The sequence below is a fragment of the Devosia sp. WQ 349K1 genome, from assembly GCF_016595685.1.
Classification (GTDB): Bacteria; Pseudomonadota; Alphaproteobacteria; order Rhizobiales; family Devosiaceae; genus Devosia.
Map to the genome: position 1 here is coordinate 826,631 of NZ_JAENGO010000001.1, position 21,717 is coordinate 848,347.

At 55.2% G+C, this 21,717-nt stretch carries 16 protein-coding genes; 12 read left to right on the top strand and 4 right to left on the bottom strand.

Annotated features, from left to right (window positions below; all coding sequences use genetic code 11):
* Window positions 1-102: 102 nt before the first annotated feature.
* From JHL21_RS03985 to JHL21_RS04000, 4 genes are all read left to right on the top strand, one after another.
* Window positions 103-1,599 carry a carboxypeptidase M32 gene (locus JHL21_RS03985; protein WP_200211995.1) on the top strand — a complete coding sequence of 499 codons (1,497 nt, stop codon included), beginning with the start codon at window positions 103-105 and terminating at the stop codon, window positions 1,597-1,599.
* A 171-nt stretch (window positions 1,600-1,770) separates the two neighbouring features.
* Window positions 1,771-2,205, top strand: coding sequence for a curlin (locus JHL21_RS03990; RefSeq protein ID WP_200211996.1), 435 nt, complete (start codon window positions 1,771-1,773; stop codon window positions 2,203-2,205).
* A 61-nt stretch (window positions 2,206-2,266) separates the two neighbouring features.
* Entirely contained in the window at window positions 2,267-2,647 is a 381-nt protein-coding gene (csgH, locus tag JHL21_RS03995) for a curli-like amyloid fiber formation chaperone CsgH (RefSeq protein WP_200211998.1), read from the top strand.
* 177 nt (window positions 2,648-2,824) lie between these two features.
* Window positions 2,825-3,238: a curlin gene (locus JHL21_RS04000; RefSeq protein WP_200212000.1), complete on the top strand. Its 414-nt coding sequence runs from the start codon at window positions 2,825-2,827 to the stop codon at window positions 3,236-3,238.
* Window positions 3,239-3,343: 105 nt separating this feature from the next.
* Here the strand turns inward: JHL21_RS04000 and dksA are convergent, their stop codons facing one another.
* Both dksA and JHL21_RS04010 read right to left on the bottom strand, forming a co-directional pair.
* Window positions 3,344-3,760 (bottom strand): RNA polymerase-binding protein DksA, encoded by a 417-nt coding sequence (gene dksA / locus JHL21_RS04005; protein ID WP_169195236.1) that lies wholly within the window; start codon window positions 3,758-3,760, stop codon window positions 3,344-3,346.
* 166 nt (window positions 3,761-3,926) lie between these two features.
* The gene (locus JHL21_RS04010; protein ID WP_302052350.1) at window positions 3,927-4,346 is read right to left on the bottom strand and encodes a flagellar assembly protein FliX; all 420 of its coding nucleotides are present in this window, start codon (window positions 4,344-4,346) and stop codon (window positions 3,927-3,929) included.
* 247 nt (window positions 4,347-4,593) lie between these two features.
* On the opposite strand from JHL21_RS04010, the gene JHL21_RS04015 reads away from it, so the two are divergent.
* The 8 genes from JHL21_RS04015 (at window position 4,594) to flaF (ending at window position 17,741) form a co-directional block, all read left to right on the top strand.
* Window positions 4,594-5,718 carry a flagellar basal body P-ring protein FlgI gene (locus JHL21_RS04015; protein ID WP_169195234.1) on the top strand — a complete coding sequence of 375 codons (1,125 nt, stop codon included), beginning with the start codon at window positions 4,594-4,596 and terminating at the stop codon, window positions 5,716-5,718.
* Window positions 5,718-6,041, top strand: coding sequence for a rod-binding protein (locus tag JHL21_RS04020; protein WP_169195233.1), 324 nt, complete (start codon window positions 5,718-5,720; stop codon window positions 6,039-6,041). Before JHL21_RS04015 ends, JHL21_RS04020 begins: the two co-directional genes overlap by 1 nt.
* Window positions 6,038-6,505 (top strand): hypothetical protein, encoded by a 468-nt coding sequence (locus JHL21_RS04025; RefSeq protein ID WP_200212003.1) that lies wholly within the window; start codon window positions 6,038-6,040, stop codon window positions 6,503-6,505. Before JHL21_RS04020 ends, JHL21_RS04025 begins: the two co-directional genes overlap by 4 nt.
* Before the next feature lie 582 nt (window positions 6,506-7,087).
* Window positions 7,088-10,873 (top strand): flagellin, encoded by a 3,786-nt coding sequence (locus JHL21_RS04030; RefSeq protein ID WP_200212005.1) that lies wholly within the window; start codon window positions 7,088-7,090, stop codon window positions 10,871-10,873.
* A gap of 317 nt (window positions 10,874-11,190) precedes the next feature.
* Window positions 11,191-14,259 (top strand): flagellin, encoded by a 3,069-nt coding sequence (locus JHL21_RS04035; protein WP_200212007.1) that lies wholly within the window; start codon window positions 11,191-11,193, stop codon window positions 14,257-14,259.
* Window positions 14,260-14,477: 218 nt separating this feature from the next.
* A complete protein-coding gene (locus JHL21_RS04040) occupies window positions 14,478-16,886 on the top strand; it encodes a flagellin (RefSeq protein ID WP_302052351.1) in 2,409 nt (802 codons plus the stop codon).
* A gap of 113 nt (window positions 16,887-16,999) precedes the next feature.
* Window positions 17,000-17,395 (top strand): flagellar biosynthesis repressor FlbT, encoded by a 396-nt coding sequence (gene flbT, locus JHL21_RS04045; protein ID WP_182394056.1) that lies wholly within the window; start codon window positions 17,000-17,002, stop codon window positions 17,393-17,395.
* Window positions 17,376-17,741, top strand: a complete 366-nt coding sequence (flaF, locus tag JHL21_RS04050) for a flagellar biosynthesis regulator FlaF (protein WP_199530952.1) — start codon at window positions 17,376-17,378, stop codon at window positions 17,739-17,741. The genes flbT and flaF overlap by 20 nt, the downstream gene beginning before the upstream one ends.
* 121 nt (window positions 17,742-17,862) lie before the next feature.
* Here flaF and JHL21_RS04055 read toward each other — a convergent pair whose 3' ends face one another.
* Window positions 17,863-19,836, bottom strand: coding sequence for a flagellin (locus JHL21_RS04055; protein ID WP_200212011.1), 1,974 nt, complete (start codon window positions 19,834-19,836; stop codon window positions 17,863-17,865).
* Window positions 19,837-19,850: 14 nt separating this feature from the next.
* On the bottom strand, window positions 19,851-21,695 hold the full coding sequence (gene flgK, locus JHL21_RS04060) for a flagellar hook-associated protein FlgK (RefSeq protein ID WP_200212013.1): 1,845 nt from the start codon (window positions 21,693-21,695) through the stop codon (window positions 19,851-19,853).
* Between the last annotated feature and the right edge of the window lie 22 nt (window positions 21,696-21,717).

The following is a 21,717-nucleotide window of genomic DNA, read 5'->3' on the forward strand; positions in this document are numbered from 1 at the left end:
GGCGCAGCTTCCCCGGCTGCGCCTTTTCTTTTTTGCCCAGCGACCCCGCTCTTGATGCCAGCCTCAGCATATGAAAATGCTTGGCCAACACTGGAGCCTTTCATGACCTTTGCCAAACTTGACGATCTCGGCCGCAAGCTCGAAGCGCTTGAACACGCCCTCTCCATTCTGGGCGCCGATGAGGCAACCCATATGGCCGTTGGCGGCGGCGAGAAGCGCGCTGATGCCGTCTCGACCCTTGCGGGCATGCACCACGCCCAAGCCACTGCCCCACATATCCGCGACTGGATCGAAACCGCCAAGGCCGAAGACCTCTCTGCCGACCAGCGGCTCGCTGTCGAAGAGTTTGAGCGCGACTATGTAAAGGCCACCTGCCTGCCGACGGAGTTCGTTGAACGCTCCTCAAGCGCCAGCATGCGCTCTGAACAGCTCTGGCGCGAGCTGCGCGCTAAGGGCGACTGGAAGGGGTTTGAACCTGCACTGCAGGGCGTGGTCGACATTGCCCGTGAGGAAGCTGCACTCCGTTCGGAAGCAACCGGGTTAGCGCCGTATGATGCGCTGATGGACAAATACGACCCGGGCAATCGCGCCGCCGATATCGACGCTGTATTTGCCGATCTCAAAAACTTCCTCAAGGCCTTCATTCCCACCGCACTTGACGCCCAAGAAGCCCGCCTCGCCAAACGACCACGCAAGGCGCTCAACGCCCCATACTCAATCGAGAAACAGCGCGAGTTGGGCCTTGCGGCCATGCAGGCGGTCGGCTTTGACTTCAATCACGGCTCACTTGCCGTATCGCATCACCCCTTCTGTGGCGGCGTACCGACCGACGTCCGCATGACCACGCGCTACCGTACCGACGAATTCCTGACTTCACTCATGGGCGTTCTACACGAAACCGGCCACGCGCTTTACGAGCAAGGCCTACCGAAGAACTGGTCGCATTGGTCGCTTGGCAAGGCGCGCGGCATGGGAATCCACGAAAGCCAGAGCCTGTTCGTGGAAATGCAACTCGCCCGCAGCCCTGAATTCTGGCAATTCGCCATGCCACTCGTCACTCAACACCTCGGCAAAGACGCGCTGCCGGGTTGGGACATTGACGATGTTCTGATCGAAGTGAATTTCGTGGAGCGTGGCTATATCCGCGTAGACGCCGACGAGGTGACCTATCCGCTGCATGTCATTCTCCGCTACGAGCTGGAGAAGGAGCTGATTGCAGGCACGCTGCAGGTGAAAGATATTCCCGAGGCTTGGGACGCCAAGATGCAAGACTACTTAGGCCTCTCGACCATCGACAACCCCAAGGACGGACCGATGCAGGACGTTCACTGGCCGAGCGGTGGCTTTGGCTATTTCCCGAGCTATACGCTGGGCGCCATGACAGCCGCGCAACTGGCCAGCGCCATGCGCAAGGATCTGCCCAATATGAGCGCCGACATTGCCAAAGGCGACTTCTCGGCGATCAATCAATGGCGGGCAGACAAGATTTGGAGCCAAGCCTCCCGCTATTCGACGCCTGACTTGATCACCAAGGCGACGGGAGAAAAACTCAATGCAGATTATTTCAAATCACACCTAAAGAGCCGCTACGCAGGCTAACTCCCTGCCCGCGCGAAAATATCAGAGCCAGAAGTCGGCGAAACGCTCGCCGACTTTTTTCTTGGGTGAATGATTTCTGAATTTGCGCTTCAGCGGCCGTTCCAAATCGCCCTCGTAAAAAGGTCCCATCAACAACGCGACCGGAGGGGTCGCAAAACGAGGAGACCTAAAATGATCCGCACTTTCATCATCACCACCATCGCCGCAGCGACACTCGCAACCGCAGCAGCTCCCGCCATGGCAAATGGCATCTCGATCTCACAGTACGGCTACGGCAATGCCGTTGGCGGCGGTCAGACTGGGTGGAACAACTTCTTCGCAGGCTACCAGAACGGCGCTTGGAATGAGGCGGTTAGCTCGCAGAACGGCGGTAACAATGTGTCCGCTATCGGTCAGGACGGCTACGACAACTACGGCGACATCTCTCAGCAGGGCTGGAACAATCAGGCGGGCGTCGGCCAGTTCGGCACCAACCACACCAGCGTCATCACCCAGGACGGCAATGGCAACGTCGCCGCCGGCGTGCAGGTTGGCAATGGCTGCAATGCCAATGTCGTTCAGCATGGCTCGAACAATGTCAGCGCCTTTGTGCAGGCTTGCCCATAACACCGATAAACCAATGAATTGGGCCGGCGCTGCCGGCCCTCATGCTTTTGAGGAGGATAGAATGACACACTCTGTTATCCGCATCGCGACCCTAGCCGTCATTGGCTGTGTTGCCGCGAGCGCCTTTGCCAACCAGCCACCAGTTAACACCGGCATCAGCTGCGGCATCCATGCCAGCACGGAACGCGGCATGAAATCCCTTGAAGCGGTTGTTTATAGCCCCGAGACCATCAGCGGCGAATATCGCCTGTCGATGAAGGGATCTGGCGGGGCGGGCTCGACAAATATCAACCAGGGCGGCGGCTTCACTGCCCCCAAAGCACAGACAATCACCATGAGCAAAGTGACGGTCAGTGCTGATGCGAAACTGAACATCGACTTCACTATCACAGCCAAGGGCGTGACCTATGATTGCTCGAACACCATCAGCTACCAAAGCTAATCGGTTGAACGCTATTGCTTTTATGCCCCGGCCTCGTCCGGGGTATTTTTATTTCAAATTCGACATGATTAACGCTGTCTGAACGAGCTCTTCCTGCGCCGTTCAGTTGCTCCTCGCTAATCTTGTTTCATCAGCTGGAACACCAGCACTGGGAACGCAAACACTGAGGAGACTAAAATGACCAAGACCTTCACCAAGATCATCGCCGCCACCGCAACAGCCGCTATTCTGGCTCTTAGCGCCGCACCAACACAGGCCGCAGGTCAGATTTCGTTTGGCTTCGCCCCAACCGACCCAGACCAGGCTCAAGCGCTTGGCGTCGGCCTCCAGCTCGTCTCGCTGTTTCAGGGCATGTCCGGCACCGGCGCAAATGTCTATCAGAACGGCTCGGGCAATGCCGCAGGCGGCTCGCAGAACGGCTCTGGCAATCACGGCCTGATCTGGCAAGAAGGGAATGGCCATAACGGCACTATTCACCAGAACGGCAATGGCAATAGCTGCGGCCTATTCCAGTTCGGCAATGCCACCAACGGTCAGTGCCTGCAGAACGGAGATGGCCAATCGGGCATCACCACCGTCTTCGGTTTTTAAGGCCCTCCATCAGCACGACCCAAGAGCGGAGCCCCGGCTCCGCTTTTTGCTGTTTGGCGGACAGAAACAAAAAGCCCGCATCTCTGCGGGCTTCTGTAAAAATCTTTATTCGTCGCGATAGACCTTTTCGCGGCGTTCGTGCAGCTCTTGAGCTTCAAGACTTAAGGTCGCTGTCGGACGAGCGTCCAAGCGCGCTATGCCGATAGGGTCACCAGTCTCTTCGCAATAGCCATAAGTGCCATCATCGATGCGCTTGAGCGCCGAGTCGATCTTGGCGATCAGCTTACGCTGTCGATCACGCGTACGCAGCTCAAGCGAGCGATCGCTCTCTGAACTGGCGCGATCGGCCATATCAGGATGGTTCTGGCTCTCTTCCTGCAAGGTCTCGAGCGTTGCGCGGCTTTCGCGCAAAATTTCATCCTTCCAAGCGTTCAACTTCGCCCGAAAATACTCCCGCTGGCGCGGGTTCATGAAAGGCTCGTCCTCGCTGGGTCGATAGTCCGTAAGTTCAACCGAAGACATCAGCAGACTCAACTCCAATGCGCTCTTATGGGCGGCCTATATATTCGGCTGAGTCGAACCCCGCAAGCATACAAAGCAGATTCGAGCATGATGACCGGCGGCAGGACAATGCCGATCACCGCAAAACCATTAGAAAATCAGGGAAAATATAACATCCCGACCCGAACTAAAGTGTCGGGAAACGGCCAGACTTTGCCAATTCAACGAGTACTCTGAGCTCAATTTCATCCAGAACAGCATCGAGATCTGGGTCAACCTTATCGCGCAACGTTGAGAGTTGTTGGCTCATGGCGTCTAAACGAGCCGGTGAAACATCACCCAGCAACAGGTCTGCCTTCATACCCTCAAGTAGGTCCAACAACGCAGCCCCACGTTTAACCGCGCGACGGCGGCCCTCATTGACGTCACCAATGCCCTGCAGCGCCAGAATTGAACCAACGCCCATCACTGCAGAAGCAGGAGGCGCTTGTTTAATCCGTCCCACACCGCCCTGACCGGTCGGAGCAAAAACAGCGCCCGCCCCCGCTTTCGACAAAGCGCCGCGGTTGGACACAGACCCAGACCTATTTGAACCCTCGATGCGCAAGCGAATGACTCACCGTGACGAAACCTACACCGGCAAAATCTGCCCACAGCAGTTAACGAATGGTTAATATGCTCGGCAAGAATTGCTTATCACCTTCTCAAATGGCGAATAAACCGCCCGAGCACGATCCATTTACTCTTTAGAAACATATGGATAGAGGGCAAAAACATAAACTGGCACGGTTCTCGCATTTACCTTTCCGACTGGCTCCGCAGATCTTGCACGGCGCCAACCCTCGGGGAATGAAATGCAATACCGTCTGGTCCGATCGATTATAGCCGCAACACTCACCGCCGCCTTGGCCTTGAGCCCACTTGCGCCCGTAACCGCCGCCCCTGCGCGCATTAAAGACATTGTCGACATGGAAGGCATTCGCGAGAACCAGCTCGTGGGTTATGGCCTCGTTGTCGGCCTCAATGGCACCGGCGACAGGCTCAACAATTCCCCATTCACCAAGCAGTCTCTGCAATCGATGCTCGAACGCATGGGCGTGAATACGCAGGGCGAGAACGTGCGTACTGCGAACGTAGCAGCGGTCATGGTCACAGCCAATCTGCCGCCATTCGGCACACAGGGCACGCGCATCGACGTCAGCGTTGCAGCCATGGGCGACTCGCGGAGCCTCCAAGGCGGCACCCTGCTGGTCACCCCTCTCGTTGGCGCCGACGGTGAAGTCTATGCCATCGCGCAGGGCCCGGTGTTGATCAACGGCTTTGAAGCCACTGGCGACGCTGCCCGTGTTATCTCAGGCGTACCAACCACAGGCCGTATCGCCTCTGGTGGTTTGATTGAGCGTGAGATCGATTTCCATCTCGGCTCTCAAAACTCTGTACGCTTGGCTCTCCGCAACCCCGACCTCACCACGTCACGTCGTATCGCCTTGGCGGTCAACGACTTCATCGGCGTGCCAACTGCGGTGCCTGAAGATCCATCAACCGTGCGTCTAACGCTGCCACCGGGCTTCAACGGCAACATCGTGGACCTGCTGACCGATATCGAGCAGTTGATCGTGCAGACCGACCAGTCAGCAAAGATCGTCATCGACGAAAACTCTGGTATCATTGTTGTCGGCAAGGACGTTCGCGTCTCCAGCGTAGCCGTCGCACAGTCAAATTTGACAGTGACTATCGCTGAAAACCCTCAGGTCGTGCAGCCTGCCCCGTTCTCAGATGGACAAACCGCTGTTGAACCCAACACCGATCTCCAGGTCACCCAAACGGACTCTGCGCTCCAAGTGGTGGACCAGTCCGTGACCCTGCAAGAACTCGTCGATGGCCTAAATGCTCTTGGGATTGCCCCTCGAGATCTCATCGCCATCCTTCAGGCCATCAAAGCGACTGGCGCGCTTCAAGCCGAAATTCAGGTGCTCTAATGGACGCGATTACCAACTCAACGCTCAAGCAAAGCCCTCAGTACGCAGCCTTCCGCCAGCAGGCCGAAGAGCTTGAAGGGGTCTTCCTGACGCAGCTGACCAAAGCCATGTTCGAAACCGTACAAAGCGACGAAGGCATGGGCGGCGGCAGCTTCGGTGAAGATACCTGGCGCGGCATGCAAGCAGAAGAGTTCGCCAATGCCATCGCTCAAAACGGTGGAATTGGTCTCGCTGATCAGATCGTCGCGCAGCTTTTGAGCCAACAAGAAGCCAATTCTAACCCAATCAATATTGTTTCCGGCATCGGAGCCTACCAGAAATGACCGCAGCGTCCCGTTTGGCAGAATTAGACAGCCTAGATCCTCTCGATCTCTGCGTACGCGCCGAGGCCTCTCTGTCGTCACTGGTCGACGTGATGAACAAAGAAACCACGCTGCTCCGTGCTGGGCACTTGCGCGAAGCCGGTCAGCTCACGCCAGAGAAGACTGCCCTCGCGCAGGACTACGTGGGCTTTGCGCGTGCAATCCAGCGCCAGAATGCCCGTATCGTTGCTGAAGCGCCCGATGCATTGCGTCGTTTGCAAAATGGCCACGAAAGCTTGGCCACACAAATGGCCGAGAACCTGCGCGTTCTCGCGACGGCAAAATCCGTCACCGAAGATGTGCTAACCGACGTTTCCAGAGCCGTTGGTCAGCAGGAACGTACCCGGACCTATGACATGAGCGGAACCATCACACTCGATCCTGAAAGCGCTGCACGCGGCATCGCCGTCAACCGCGCACTTTAGCGTCCAGCCGCCTCCCATACATTGGTTGCAAATAGGTTTTGCAACCAATGACCTAGCCGTACGTTTCTGGTGCAGTAGGCAGCATTGGAGATCACGATGGCTTCGACCATTGTCGTTCGCGGCTCTACGGGAACGACAACCAATCCAGATCAGCGGCAGCGCTTGATTGAACATCAGGCGGCGAGCAGTAGCCGATACGCCGGTCCACGCACGGATAGTACGGGACTAAGGCACAACCCTCCGCAATCAACTCCTGTGAGCCAGATGCTAGGCCGACCTCTTCTCGATGGAGAAGCTGGTTTCACCACATCATTGCTCGCGCAGAGAATGACGGGCGAACGGCGGAAACACGCACCGTCCAGCGCCCCCTCGTCTCCCGATGCACCACAAATGCGCTTAAGAGACATTCTCGTCTAACTCGATATGCCGACAATGTTTTATCTGAAATTTGATTTGATTTGTGACCGCGGTGTAAGCGGAACACCGTAGTCGGCTCTTAAGCCCAGTTTACGCCCCTCAAGATCAGCATGAGCGCACCTCAGGAAGAGGTATCTCAAGCGTACCCTAGAAAGGGGCCTGATCATGAGTGACATTTCTTTATCAAAAGCCGTTCGCACGAACCTGCTTTCCCTCCAAAATACCGCTCAACTGATGGAAAAGACCCAACAGCGCCTGGCGACAGGCAACAAGGTCAATTCCGCTCTGGACAACCCCTCCAACTTCTTCACGGCCTCAGCGCTGAATAGCCGCGCGGCTGATATGAGCAATCTTCTCGACTCTATGGCCTCCGGCATCAAAGTGATCGAGGCCGCTAACAATGGCTTGACTGCTCTGACCAAGAATTTGGAGTCCATGCAGTCGACCCTGCGGCAGGCCCGCCAGGATAAATCGTTCCAGACGCAGTCCTTCGATGTAACCGACGCATCCGTATTGCGCTTAAAAGGAGGACAGCTCGGCGACACAGTCAGCGAGCTTAGCCTAGCGACTGCCACGGTTGACGGGCAAAAAGCCACTGTCCAGACGATAGCCGCGACCTCATATCGCGGCCCCGTAATTGCATCCGACGCACGTGCTGGCACAGGCGCGCGCGCCATCATCAGTGCGGACGCTGGCTTCAAGACTGGCGACACCTTCTCAGTTGCAGGACAGACTGTAACCGTAACTGGCGCGACACCCGATGCTGAAAGTGTGGCTGAAAACATCCGGCTCGCACTCGACGGTCACGAGGATACTCAGGACGAATATACGGTGTCGATCGGAGCCGCGAGCACGCCCTTTGATGGCAAGATCATCATCGAGACCGTGAGAGCCAAAGACCCCGCAGCGACAATCAACCTCGACCCAGATAACAATCCTGAAACAGGCGTCACCCAAGCCATCAAAGGCAGCATCAGTTTCAATTATTCTGACGTTTCAACGGCTATCGAAGCGGGCGGACAAACCATCACAACTGGCGGCTCGTTCTCGCAATTTGTCGAAAATCTCCGTAGCGCTAGCGTTGAAGGCGGTTATAGCGTCGATGTCGACGAAGACACCAAGCAAATCACGCTGACCGCCCTAACACATGGCGCAAACCCACCGACCATAACCGGTGTCACACCCTCCAATCCAGGCGTCGAGGCAAGTCCCGCAAGCCTAACGTTCCGTCTCAACAGTGACTACCAACCAGCCTCGACCGCCCAGACCACATTCCAACTCACGAACAGCGCTGGCGAGCTGACCTCTGGACAAATCCTCACCATCGACATCGGGACCAGCGAAGAAGAGATCGAGCTTGTTGCCGATGCCACGTCCACTGAAGTGGAGGCAGCGCTACGGGACCATATCGTCGGCGGCTCGACGCTTGGCGCCTTGTACAGCATCGCCGTTGATGACGACTTTAATGTCAGCATCAGCGCCTTGGAACCCGGAGCTGCTGCGGCACCTGTCGTCACATCTGACGCGATCGGTATTCGTGATCCATCAGAAATGAATGCCGCGGCAGATGGTGAAGATCTACGAAACCATTATGCTGAATTGGCAGGCGCCCGCATTGTTCTCGCGACCGGCTCTCAACCCAATACGGAATATGAGTTCGACGCATCAGTGACAAGCGCTGACGTCAACGCATTCCTCGCTGAACTCCAATCTGATGGCTACACCGCTGCATTCGGTACGGACGGCCTAACTATCTCACGAGCCACAGGCGAGAGCTTTAGTATTAACGTCTTCAACGGCACCGGCGACGCAGCAGACGCTCTCGGCATCGACGTCACCCCTGAAGGGGATCCAGTCAGTGTCGGTGCCGGTGACACTGACGTGATAGTGAAGACACCGACCGTTGTAACTCCAGGAGCAGACGCAACCCCTGGCCCTGCCGCTGCGCTCGTCTTCTCATTCGGCCTCGAGTTTTCGGGAGCAACATCAGAGCCGCTCGGGACCCACCAAGAGCTCAAAATTGGCGACTTCGAGGTTGTGCTTCAAGCGAATATGTCTGCCTCCGAAGTTGAAGATGCGATCAATGCCATAACTGACTTTTCCGACGATTGGGTAGCGTCAGTAGACGACGACTTCGTGGTAACAATTACGGCGGCGGCCGTCGGTGACATTGACCCGCCGACCGTTGCAGTGATGACGACGCAGCCCTCACAACATACTCCCACCGATGGCATAAACTTCTCAGCTGTTGACACTGCCTTTGCAGATTTTGATGGCCAAGAAATATCCGTTAGCGTGGGCGGAGGCGCTGCTGTAGACATCGAACTTGGCAACACGCTTGATGAGTTCAACCAAGTTGTAATTGAACTTCAGGGCTTAGGGTTCACAGTCTCCCGCACGCAAGACGGCATTAGCCTTTCTCGCACCGACGGCGAAGCGTTCACATTTACCACGACCGATGTCGACAGCGCAGAGGCACTAGGGCACGAAGACGCCTTCACAACGCCAGTATCTATTGACGCCACCGATATCGATCTGGCGACACAGGGCATTGTCGGCGGGAATATTGCAGTAGATTCTGTGGACGGTGAAGATGCGACTGTCGGGGCGACCCTACCAGCAGATCGAATTTTGACGATCAACGGAGAAGAATATGAAATCTTCACGACCACCACACCGGCCGATCTGCAGGCATTGCTTGCCGACGAGGACGACGGCATTGGTGCGGACTATGACGTTGAAGTGGCAGATGATTTTACAGTAACGATAACGGCCAAAACCGCAGGCGAAGAAGGAACAATTACCTTCGAAACCGATGCAGCAATGGTCGGCACGCCCGATAATACTCCCGGCATTGACGCCGCAGACCCAATCTATGGCACACCAACGGCGCCGGAGGCTGGCGCCCACTACGAAACCGTCGCTGCCGCGACCAATATTTTCACAGTCTCCTATGGTGCGAAAACCGCGGATATACGCATCGGCGGCATTCGCGGCGGGACAGGTGACGACGCAACAGCCCCTTCGCTCTACGACATCAGCCAATGGGAAAGCGCCACGGTCGAGAGCATAAATGCGCAACTCGCCGAAAAGGGCATCACCGGGGTAGAAGCCCAATTCGACAGTGTCGGCAAACTGTCGATTATAGCCAAGAACGCAGAAGCACAAACGCTTGCAATAGCCGGCCAGGATGCAGTCGCTCTATTCGGCACCAACGCGGTCTCGACCGGTGTGGCCGAACGCAGCGAGCTCACGTCCATCAAGACCGTCGACAAATTTGTGGAGCTGATCAATCGCGATCACGCGTCTCAAGTGCGAGCATCAAATGACAATGGCCGCCTCCGGATCGAGAACCTTTCCACGCAGCGGCTTGAAATCGACATCTCAGGCGCGAACGCCCCAACGACGCTAAACATCGAAGGCAATTCGGTTCGTGCTAATCTGTCTAAACAGTTTAACGAACTGCGAGATCAGCTTGATAAACTAGCCGACGACTCGTCCTTCAACGGCATTAATCTGCTCCGCGGTGACAAGTTGAAGATCACCTTCAACGAGAGCGGCAGCTCGGCCATCGATATCCAGGCGAAAGACCAAAACGGCAATGTGCGCAGCCTCAACTCCGCAACTCTGAATGTTGCCAGTCTGGACGCGCAAGATCTCGACACCGACGCCAAGATTGATGCCTTCCTGACCAAACTATCAGCGGCCTTGAGCGATCTCCGCTCTCAGTCGTCCACTTTCGGTTCGAACCTATCCTCGGTTCAAAACCGGCAGGACTTTACCAAGAGCATGATTACCACGCTCGAGACCGGCGCAGCCAACCTCACCTTGGCTGACATGAACGAGGAAGCAGCAAACTTGCTAGCGCTACAGACACGACAGTCACTAAGCACTTCGGCACTGTCGATGGCCTCGCAAGGCGATCAAAACATACTGCAGCTGCTTCGTTAAACTCTTCACAAATAAGCGAATATCTAGGCGGGCCAAGGCCCGCTTTTTTTGTTGCCCGGCACAACAGCCCTACACAGCAGGTCAGGCGCAAGAATCCCACAAAAATATGTAATATATTTCACTCGGAAGTTCCGGCCAACAAAATCTCGAAAACACATTACGCGCCCGAATACTAAGTATAAAACCAGATCAATAAATCACCCATTAGATGAAAATGGGACCATCAACTGTTAATTCCCCATTAGGACATCTACGTACAGTTTCAGCGGACCTCAGGAAGAGGCATGAACTAGCGTAACCCTAGGAAGGGGATTATTATGAGCGACATTTCGCTTTCTAAAGCAGTCCGCACCAATCTGCTTTCGCTGCAGAACACCGCCAGCATGATGGAAAAGACGCAGGAGCGTCTGGCTACTGGCAACAAGGTGAATTCGGCGCTGGACAACCCCACCAACTTCTTCACCGCCTCCGCTCTGAACAGCCGCGCTGCTGACATGGGCAATTTGCTGGACTCGATGGCGTCGGGTATCAAGACAATTGAAGCCGCTTCCAACGGCATCACCGCACTGACCAAAAACCTGGAATCCATGCAGTCCACCCTGCGCCAGGCCCGTCAAGACAAGTCGTTCCAGACCAAGTCTTTCGAAGTGACCGATACGTCAACTATCGCACTCCTCGGCGGCCAGTTTGGAGTCGACGGTGTGAACATCAGCCTGGCAGAAGCCACTGAAGCGGGCGTTAAGTCACAAGTCACGACGACCGGCACGTCTCCGTACATCGGCGCATCTGGCACCAACGCGACTGCTACCGGCGCTGGCGCTCGTACTCTGATCACCACCAATGGGAGCATCAATCAGGGCGAAAAATTCACTGTCGCCGGCGTAGAAGTCACCGCTGGTGCAGATGTTACTGCTGCAGGCCTTGCCACTACGATCCAGAGCGCTCTCGACTTGAGCACCAACCCGCCGACCACTGGCAAATACACCGTCACCGCAGGTGCGGTTGGTTCTGTCAATGAAGGCAAAATCATTATCGAATCTGTGGAAACGTCGGCCGCTGCCGCCGAGGTCACGTTCGCGAATGCCGATGTGGACGTTAAGGGCACAACCACATTCAACTATTCTGCAGTGTCAAGTGCCATCACCGTCGGTGGCCAGAGCGTTACGTCCGGCGCTTCCTTCGAAGACTTTGTGACAAGCCTCGAAGCCAAGGCCGAGGCTGGCAAGTACACGGTTACGTACGACACCACAACCAAGGATATCACGCTCACAAACGTGAAATCTGGTGCCAACGCCCCGACCATCACCGGCATCACCACAGCCACTCCGGCAACGGGTGCAAAGAGCGACATCACTCTGACTGGTGGCGTCTCGCTGGCGAATGAAACACTCAAGATCGACGGCGAGACTCTGACGCTTGCTGCCAACGCAAATGCCGACGCCTTGGGCGCCGACATTAAGAGCAAGATTGAAGCCAACGCTACGCTTAGCGCCAAGTATGCGGTCACCTATGACGCTACTAACGACAAGCTGACCCTGACTGAGCGCAGTCTTGGCCAAGGTAAGAGCGCTGCAACCTACGACTGGACCGGTGTTGCTACCGACCCAAGCTCCGTCGCCGTCACATTTGCCGACGGAACGAATAATGGTGGCGTTGCCTCGGCTACCTTTGCTAAGAGCGAAATAACCCTGACTGGCTCCGTCGCAGCGGCAAATAACCCGGTGGTTATCGACGGTCAGACCCTAGTCATGCCAGTAAGCGCCAACGCTGACGCGGTTGGAGCCAATCTTGTCACTAGGTTTAATGCCAATACGACCCTGACCGCGAAGTACAATATCGCCTACGATGCAGCGACGGATAAGCTGACGATCACCTCCAAGACTGCCGGGTCTGGAAGCCTTCAGCCTGACATGAATTTTGCAGGCCTCGGTACCGACCCATCAGATATGACTGTAACGTTCACAGCCGGCACGGACGCTGGGGGCGCGAAGCGTGCGACGAGCTCGGTCGACCTGACCGGAGCCAACTCGGCTTTGGGCAACCAACTCGTCATCGATGGCGAGACCCTAACCCTCGCCGCGAACGCCAATCCGGATGCTTTGGCAGCTGACATCAGGTCCAAGGTAGCGGCAAACGCGACCCTGTCAGCAAAGTATGATGTTACCTATGATACTTTTAGCCAGAAGATCGCGTTCACCGAGAAGTCAATCGGCGCAGGTAAAACCGTCACCGCGTTCGATTGGAGCGGCTTGGCCAATGACCCGACCGTAACCACGGCAACGTTCACTCAGGGCGTTAATGCCGCATCTCCAGATGGCGACGCACTCTCTGTTATCGGCATACCTGGTGCCTTCACCGAGACAGTTGCTGCTGAGAAAGACGAGTTCACCATCTCCTATGATGGCAAGACTGCAAACATTTCGATCTCTGCAGTGAAGGGTGGTATTGGTTCGACCGCAAACCCGGTCGAAACCAAAAACTGGCAGGATGCCACAGTTCTTTCCGTGAACAACCTGCTCGTCAACCAGGGCATCACTGGAGTCGAAGCCAAGTTCGACGAAAGCAACAAGCTCACGTTTGTTGCCAAGACTGCGGAAGCGAAGACGCTTGCTGTGTCCGGCACTGATGCGACTGCCCTGTTCGGCACCAACGGTGTTAACACCGGTAAGGCCGAAAAGAGCGAGCTCAACGCCACCAAGACAGTGGACAAATTTGTAGAGCTGATCAATCGCGATCACGCTGGCAAGGTCCGCGCATCAAACGATAACGGCAAGCTGCGCATCGAGAACCTGTCAACCCAAGAGCTCGACATCAACGTCGACTCCGATGGTGCTTTGACGGGCATTAAGGTCGAAGGTAACTCGGTTCGTGCGAACCTGTCCAAGCAGTTCAACGAGCTGCGTGACCAGCTCGACAAGCTGTCGGACGACGCGTCCTTCAACGGCATCAATCTGCTCCGTGGCGACAAATTGAAGATCAACTTCAATGAGTCCGGCACGTCCTCAATTGATATCGAAGCGAAGGACAAGAACGGTAACAATCGCAGCATCAATGCTTCGAACCTGAACGTCGACAGCCTAGCCGCTATCGATTTGGACACCGACACTGCGATCGATGGCTTCCTCTCGAAGTTGACTTCCGCACTAACCGAACTGCGCTCACAGGCGTCTTCGTTTGGTTCAAACCTGTCGGCTGTTCAGAACCGTCAGGACTTCACCAAGAACATGATCAATACGCTCGAAACCGGTGCAGCAAACCTGACCCTGGCTGACATGAACGAAGAAGCAGCAAACCTGCTGGCTCTTCAGACCCGTCAGTCGCTGAGCTCCTCGGCTCTGTCGATGGCTTCGCAGCAGGATCAGTCGGTTCTCCAGCTGCTCCGTTAATCGGACGCAACAACCAATAAGAATAGGCGGGCTTCGGCCCGCCTATTCTCGTTTGAGGAGGCCAAAATCACCCTATAACTGCCTGCCGTCTACCGCACTGCGAGTTGTCATTAAAAAAGGATTAACAAGCATCGTTAACAACTCATTAATATTTACCTCCGTAAACATTTCCTTACTTAAATAGAAAGTCACGAGTCTTTCTGCGCGAGGTAAGAGAAATGTCGGATATAACTCTGTCAAAAGCCGTACGGACTAATCTGCTTTCCTTGCAAAGCACAGCAGACCTGATGGCACGAACACAAGAACGCCTTGCGACAGGAAACAAGGTCAACTCTGCCCTTGATAACCCGACGAACTTTTTTACTGCGTCAGCACTCAATAGTCGCGCATCAGACTTGAATTCGCTCATGGACAACATGTCCAACGGCATCAAGACTTTACAGGCAGCAGACAACGGCTTGACGGCCATTACCAAGACGCTTGAATCGATGCAGTCGACCCTGCGCCAAGCCCGACAGGACAAGTCCTTCCAGAACCATATCTACGAAGTGACCGCAGACAGTATCCTGACAGTGAATGGCGGCCAGTTCGAACTACCAACAGAAATAAAGCTCGGGGTAGAAGCTGTGGGGCGGAAGGCGCAGCTAACAACCATTGATGCTCAACCGTATCAAGGCCCTATACCTGCCGCGACTGGCTCCCAGGCCTCCGAGGCAACTGGTATTGGTGCCCGCACCAAGATCAATGTTGGCGGAGGCCTCGCCAATAACTCTGTCATCAAGGTCGGGGGCATAGATGTAACGCTAACCGGCGCGGGCGCTATCCTTACCCCGGCAGAAATTGCTCAAAGCATCGATGACGCAATCAACGCCAACAGCTCGCAAATTCTCGGTGACTACACCGTGAGTGTTGGCACCGGCGTCAACGCCGATAGCGTGATCATCGAAACAGTTGAAACTGACCAACCGGCTGCCACAGTGGCCCTCGTCTCTGGTCACAGCGCAGCCCAAAAGGCGACTTCGAGCTTCGCCTACGGGTCCGTACCGACGACAGTAACTGTCGAGGGACAATCCATTTCAACCGGTGGGTCGTTTGAGACGTTTGTCGCCAGCCTTGAAGCCAGTGCGACAGCCGGTGGGTATCGCGTTGTTGCAGATCCGCTCACGCAAAACATTACACTAGAAGCACTGGAGTATGGCGACCCCGCGCCGGTCGTCAACGGACTGTACGACGGCGTACCCGCTGTGGCTGCGGAAACCCGCATCGACCTCACAGGGGCAAGCGTCACTGCCAGTGAGACACTCACGTTCGATGGTCAGACCCTCACTCTAGCCACCGGAGGCTCCAATCCTGCCGATCTCGCGCAGGAGTTGGAAGCGTTGATCGCTCTAAACACCACGCTGAATGGTACTTATGAGGCATCTGTTTCCGGCAACATACTCACAATTCGCAATCGTGCTGCAGGCGAGATCGGCTCTGCCCCCTCTGTGACCCATACCTTCACGACGGCACCGACCAATCCCGCGGTATTTGAGGACGGTGAGGATGGGATACCCAGTGACGTCACCACAACGCCTGTAACGACGGGCGTTCACATCGAGACCGTTGAAGCTGCGAGTGACAAATTCTCGATCAACTACGACAATATATCAGTTGAGGTATCCATTACGGGCGTCAAAGGCGGCGTAGGCACAGCCATCTCTGCAATGGATATCCAGACATGGCAGAACAGTACGGTCGAACGCATCAATGCTGAGTTGAAAAACGCCGACATCAACGGCCTAGAGGCCGTTTTTGACGCTGATGGCAAATTTTCCATCGTCGCTCGCGTGCCAGAAGCCAAAACCTTGTCAATATTCGGCCCACGTGGCGTTGCCCTGTTCGGCCCGGACAGCACAGTTACCGGAACACCGACTGTTGACGGTTACTCCGCCAAAACCGCTGTCGACAAGTTTGTTGAAGAAATCAATCGTAACTACGGTTCAAAGCTTCGCGCGTCCAATGACAATGGCAAATTGCGCGTTGAAAACCTTTCGACAGCGGAGCTTGAAGTTCAATTTGATCCAGACGGTGCAGGCCCTGTCACTACAAGACCTTCCACGATCAAAGGCAATTCTGTTCGCGACAATTTATCTTTGCAGTTCAACGACCTAAAAAACCAGCTCGACCGCCTTTCAGATGACGCTTCATTTAACGGCATCAACCTGCTGCGCGGCGATAACTTGAAAATCACATTTAATGAAAACGGCAGCTCGTTCATTGATGTGCAGACGAGTGATGGTCGGGGCATCAATGCCAGCGCTCTAAAAATCGAAAACCTAATCGGCCGTGACCTCGATACTGATGAGGGCATTGATGCGCTGATCAATGATATCAAATTGGCGCTTTCAGACATTCGTTCTCAGGCGTCTAAGTTTGGGTCGAACCTGTCCATCGTTCAAAACCGCCAAGACTTTACCAAGAAAATGATCAATACGCTGGAGACAGGTGCCGCTAACCTCACCCTAGCCGATATGAACGAAGAAGCTGCCAATTTGCTCGCGCTGCAAACGCGACAGTCACTATCAAGCTCATCTCTTTCTCTTGCCAGCCAAGCCGATCAAAGCGTGCTACAACTGCTCCAATAACGTATTGATATGTATTCACTTGAGTAAACCGGGCACATTTCTTGCCTTCTCTTGCCTTTCAATCTCAGGCAGAAGCTCATTGGATCATATCCCATCAAGCGGAGCGTCGAGTAATGGCCCTAAAAGTCGAATTGAAGCCAGGCGAGAAACTGCTGGTTGGCAACTGCATTATTACAAATTCAGACCAGAGAACACGCCTCTACATTGATGGTCGCGCGCCAATTTTACGCGAAAAAGACATCCTGACCTCTGACACCGCAAAGACCCCTGCGAAGCGGATCTACCTTGCAGTTCAGCTGATGTATATTGAGGATGACATCAGTGTCGCAAAGGACGAGTATTTCGCACTTATTAACGACTTCACGACAGCAGTTCCTTCGTCAATTGAGATAGTTAGCCAAATAAACAACGAGATATTAACCGGCCAGCTTTACAAAGCATTGAAGGCCGCACAACGGCTTATCGAGTACGAACAGGAACTCGTTTCTCATGTATCAAACCGGGGCTAATGCCTACCAGCAAACCGCACGAGTCGTCGAAACTTCACGTGAACGCGAGTCCGCACTATTAATGCGCGCAGCGGCGTCGATCCAAAAAGTAACAGACGAATGGCCAGCGAGTTCAGATCAGCTTGAACCTGTCTTAAACTTCAACCGAAAGCTCTGGACCGTGTTCATGACTTCCGTAACGAAGGAAGATAGCCCCCTGCCCGATGATGTCCGGCAAAACATCGCCAATCTTGGTATTTTCGTGATGAACCAGACACGCGAAGTATTGCTCGAGCCCGAACCAGGCAAGCTCGAGGTGTTGGTTCGATTGAACCGCCAGATCGCAGCTGGCCTGCGCGGCATGTAGCTTGCGACACACCCGAGTTTAATGCCCCGCAAAATGTGGGGCATTTTTTTTGTGACCGTTCCTTACAAATGCAAAAGCCCCGCTCGAAAGCGGGGCTTTTGCATTTGCGGACTCGGTTCGATCAGAGGAAGTTCACCAAGCTCAGTTGGCTGATCATCGCGGTTGCCTGATAACTCGCCTGAAGCCGCGTTTGCAGCGCAAGCAATTGCATAGCAACGTCTTCTTTGTTCACGGCTTCGGCTTCGCCAAGCAGGTTTTCTAGCTGCGCTTTATAGTTGGTGTGCCTCTGGGTGGCTGCGAGCAGGTTGGATTGAGCCACCCCCAGTTCCATCGTCACCATTTCGATCGACCCACGCTCACTATTGCGCGCTTCGGACAGCTGCGATGCCTGTCGGCTCGCCAACGCATCGAAACGCGCGCGCGCTGGGTTGAGGTCAATTGAGTTGGGATCCTCAGCACCTGCTGCCTCAGGATAGGTTTCGATCGAGAGCGCAGCAAAGCTTCGGATCATCCGCAGATAACCAATCTCGTTGGCCTGCATGCCGTAATTGACGCGACCATTATCCTCCACCGCCGCCGACACTGCTTGGCGAGGGTTCCCTTCGGCCAAAGCCGCCGTTGTGGACAAGGAGCGCGTAATGGCCTGCTCAAAATTGGCGGTGGTATTGGCGATAGCATCGCCCGCCGCAGTGACAGTGCCGATCGTGAACTGCCCTGGCCCCGCGCGCCCAGTCACGGCCTCCAAAGTGACCTCCCTTTCCTTCCCCGATGGTTCGGTGAGGGTAAAGGTCACTTGATCACCGGCAGTGGGCAGCTGGCTGAACTGCACTGATAGAGACGACGGCGGCCCCGCGGTCTGCGTTACGGTTGGTAGTGTAGCGGTCGGAGGGAACTGGCTGGACTGTGCAGACGCCGCCGTAATACGGAAGCCATGAGCAAAGGAACTAGGCTCCAGGCCCTTTACGGTAACACTGTCGCCACCACCCGACGAAACACCCAATCGTCCTAGATTGCTGGCTGATACAGCTGCGGTTTCGCCATTGTACCACTGCACAGTGTCGGATGGAGTTGCGACACGCAAAGAGGTGGCAGTGTAAGGATCACTGCCAGCAACACGCACTACGGGCTCACCAGCGGCGTTAAAAAAATTCTCTGCCGCTGCGAAGGTGGATGCTCCCATTAGCTCGCCTTCAGCCGCTATCTGAATCTTTTCCAAAAGCGCGGTCTGGAAATTTGCAGCTGTCGTTGCAGCGTCTTCGCCAATTGTGAACTCACCCTTTGTGCCCGTGTCCTCTTCTGAAGCACGCAGGGTAATCTGCGTTTCGGACCCGTCGGGCAAGGTAAAGCCCAGGGTGATGCTCTCGCCGGCGCGCGGCAGGTTGGCGTCGTCAAAGGTAAACGCCAAAGCTGCCGGATCCGCGTTTTGCGCGCTGGTGTCGATCGTAACCCGTCCACCGACTTGAGAAACAGTCGATAGCTTCATGCCGAATGGATGTGCACCATCCTCAGCAAATGTCACGGTTCCGGGAGTGAGAACATCAATGTCTGCGGTCAAACGGCCGTAACCCGATTGCCCCAAATCTGCAGCACGCCGTTCGGTCACTACGGTGGCATAGCCAGCACGACCGCCCACACCGTTGAGAAGCTCTTCAGTGGGCTTCAAAGGCAAGGTGTCGGTCTTGTTGCCACCATAGAGGTAGCGACCGTTGACGTCTGCATTCAGCATGGTGACCAGCTCGTCAAAGCGCGCCTTGGACAGCCCAGGCAAAGTCGCCATATTGATGTTGTTGGACCCGTATTGCCCCTGCACTGCTGAGTTGCGCGCTTCGCCTTCCATCTTGTCCATGCGTGTGAGCGCATTGTTGTAGAAGGACAGGCGCAGGTTCACTTGCTCGACATTGCCCATATAGCCTTCGATCTGGGTCAGCCTGGACCGCGCCGAAAGTGATACAGGCAGGTCTTTGCCCATTTGGGCCAATGTCTGCGCCTTGTTGCCCGTGCCAAGCTGCGTCTGAAGGAGCGCGAACTGGCTGTTCATCTTGGAGATGACACCGAAACCAGCCTGAAGCGGGAACATCGATTTATTGACGATCATTTTCTCGATCTCCCTTAAACGGCTTGCATCAGCGTATCGAGCAGTTCCTGCACGACTGACATGACACGAGCATTGGCGGCATAGGTGCTCTGCAACTGAGTCAGACGAGCCATTTCCTCATCCATGTCGACCCCATAATCGGCGTCCATCTGCTCGGAAATGGTATCCAGAGTCAGCTGACGATGATCACTCACACGCTGCGCGTTACCGATCGTCGAACCTTGAAAATTGAGGACCTGCCCAACAATCTGTTCAAGCGAACCGTTGAGCTGATGGCGCCCATAATTGGATGCTGCGGTCGTGCCGGACACAAACGACATGCCCTGCAATTGCTTGAGCACATATTCCGGTCGACTGGCGTCGCCCAATGGGGATTCCAAGTCATACTGCACCAGCAAACGGTTGTCAGAAAGGACATCCGCGTTGATGGTAATGCGTGACGCAAAGCCAACAATTTGGCCAGGCTTATACTCTGTGCTGCCCGAATAGGGTTTTGCCCCATCTGTAAACAGAGAGAACGCAAGCTCCCCCTGCTGCATTCCCGTCGCGGTTCCGCGCGTGGTTAGTGCAGTGATATCTCGGGTGCCTTCCGGACCATCGTCCAGAATTTGCAGATTACCATCCGTCCCTGAAATTTGCAGAAAGGAGAAGCGCGACTGTAACGTCGATGCCACCTGAGCGGCATCTGGCGGGGAACCGAAATTGAACGACACAACGCGTTGGCCACTCGCATCAACATAGTCTTCATCGACTGTGCTGTTCACCACCCGCACACGCTGCTCTTCGCCATTTTCGCTATAGCGGAACAGAATATCGTTGCCGGATTTGAGATGCGAGATATCGGCAACAAAGCCACTGGCCTGCGTGGCTTGCTGCGTGACTGGCGTACCCTCAGTGGTAATTGTTGAGAAGACCGAGGCCACACTAGCAGCGATCTCATCGAGCTGATTTTGCGTTTCGACCAATGTCTTGTCGCGCAGCTCAACCAAGGCCGCAAGTTCGCCACCACCGAGCACACCCTGCTTGACCAGATCAATGGTCAGACCCGAAGGCGTCGTCAGCGTCAGAATGCCAACTTTATTCAGTTCGGGATCAATGCTCGCTTGCGTCGTGGGCGATAGGGCCCCAGCGGTGACAAAATTAAACGAGCTTGGGCCGTTGTCTAACAGGCCAACGCCGGATCGGGTCATCAACGCCACTGAACCATCCGGGCGATAGTCCGCTTGCACGTCGATGATCTCGGCAAGGCCAGCAACGAGGCGATCTCGCTGATCCATAAGGGATGCACGGGCGGTGTCCGTCATGCCAAGATCGAGCATGCGCTTGTTCACTTCATCGAGTGAATTGAGCATGGCGTTGGCAGTCGTCACATTGCTCTGGATCTGCGTCTCAGTATCCTTGCGGAGCCCCTGCACCGTCGTCGACAGCTCATTGAGGCGATTGGCAAAGGTTTGAGCGTGCGACACCACATCAGCCCGCGTCGAATAATCGTCCGGACTTGTTGCAAGTGCATGCAAAGAGTTTTTGAGCGACCCGACCAGCGTATCGAGCGAACCGGCGGAACCGGGCTTGCCGAGCACCCCATCCAGCTTACTCAAATAGCGCGTCATCACATTGGAGGCCGACGTGTCCGACACCTGCCGATTGTAATAAGTCTGAAGGCTCTGACTAAAAGCGCGGTTCACCCCGACGGTGCGCGCATAGCTAGAGTTCTCCGTATTATAATCGACAATATTGAGAGATTGCCGGTGATAGCCGGGCGTCCCTGCATTGGAGACGTTACGACTTAGGACCGAGATTGCATCTTGGTTAGTCCTAAGACCCGAAACAGCATTGGAGAGTGAGGACATCAAGCCCATGGAAACAACCCTTCCGCGAAAT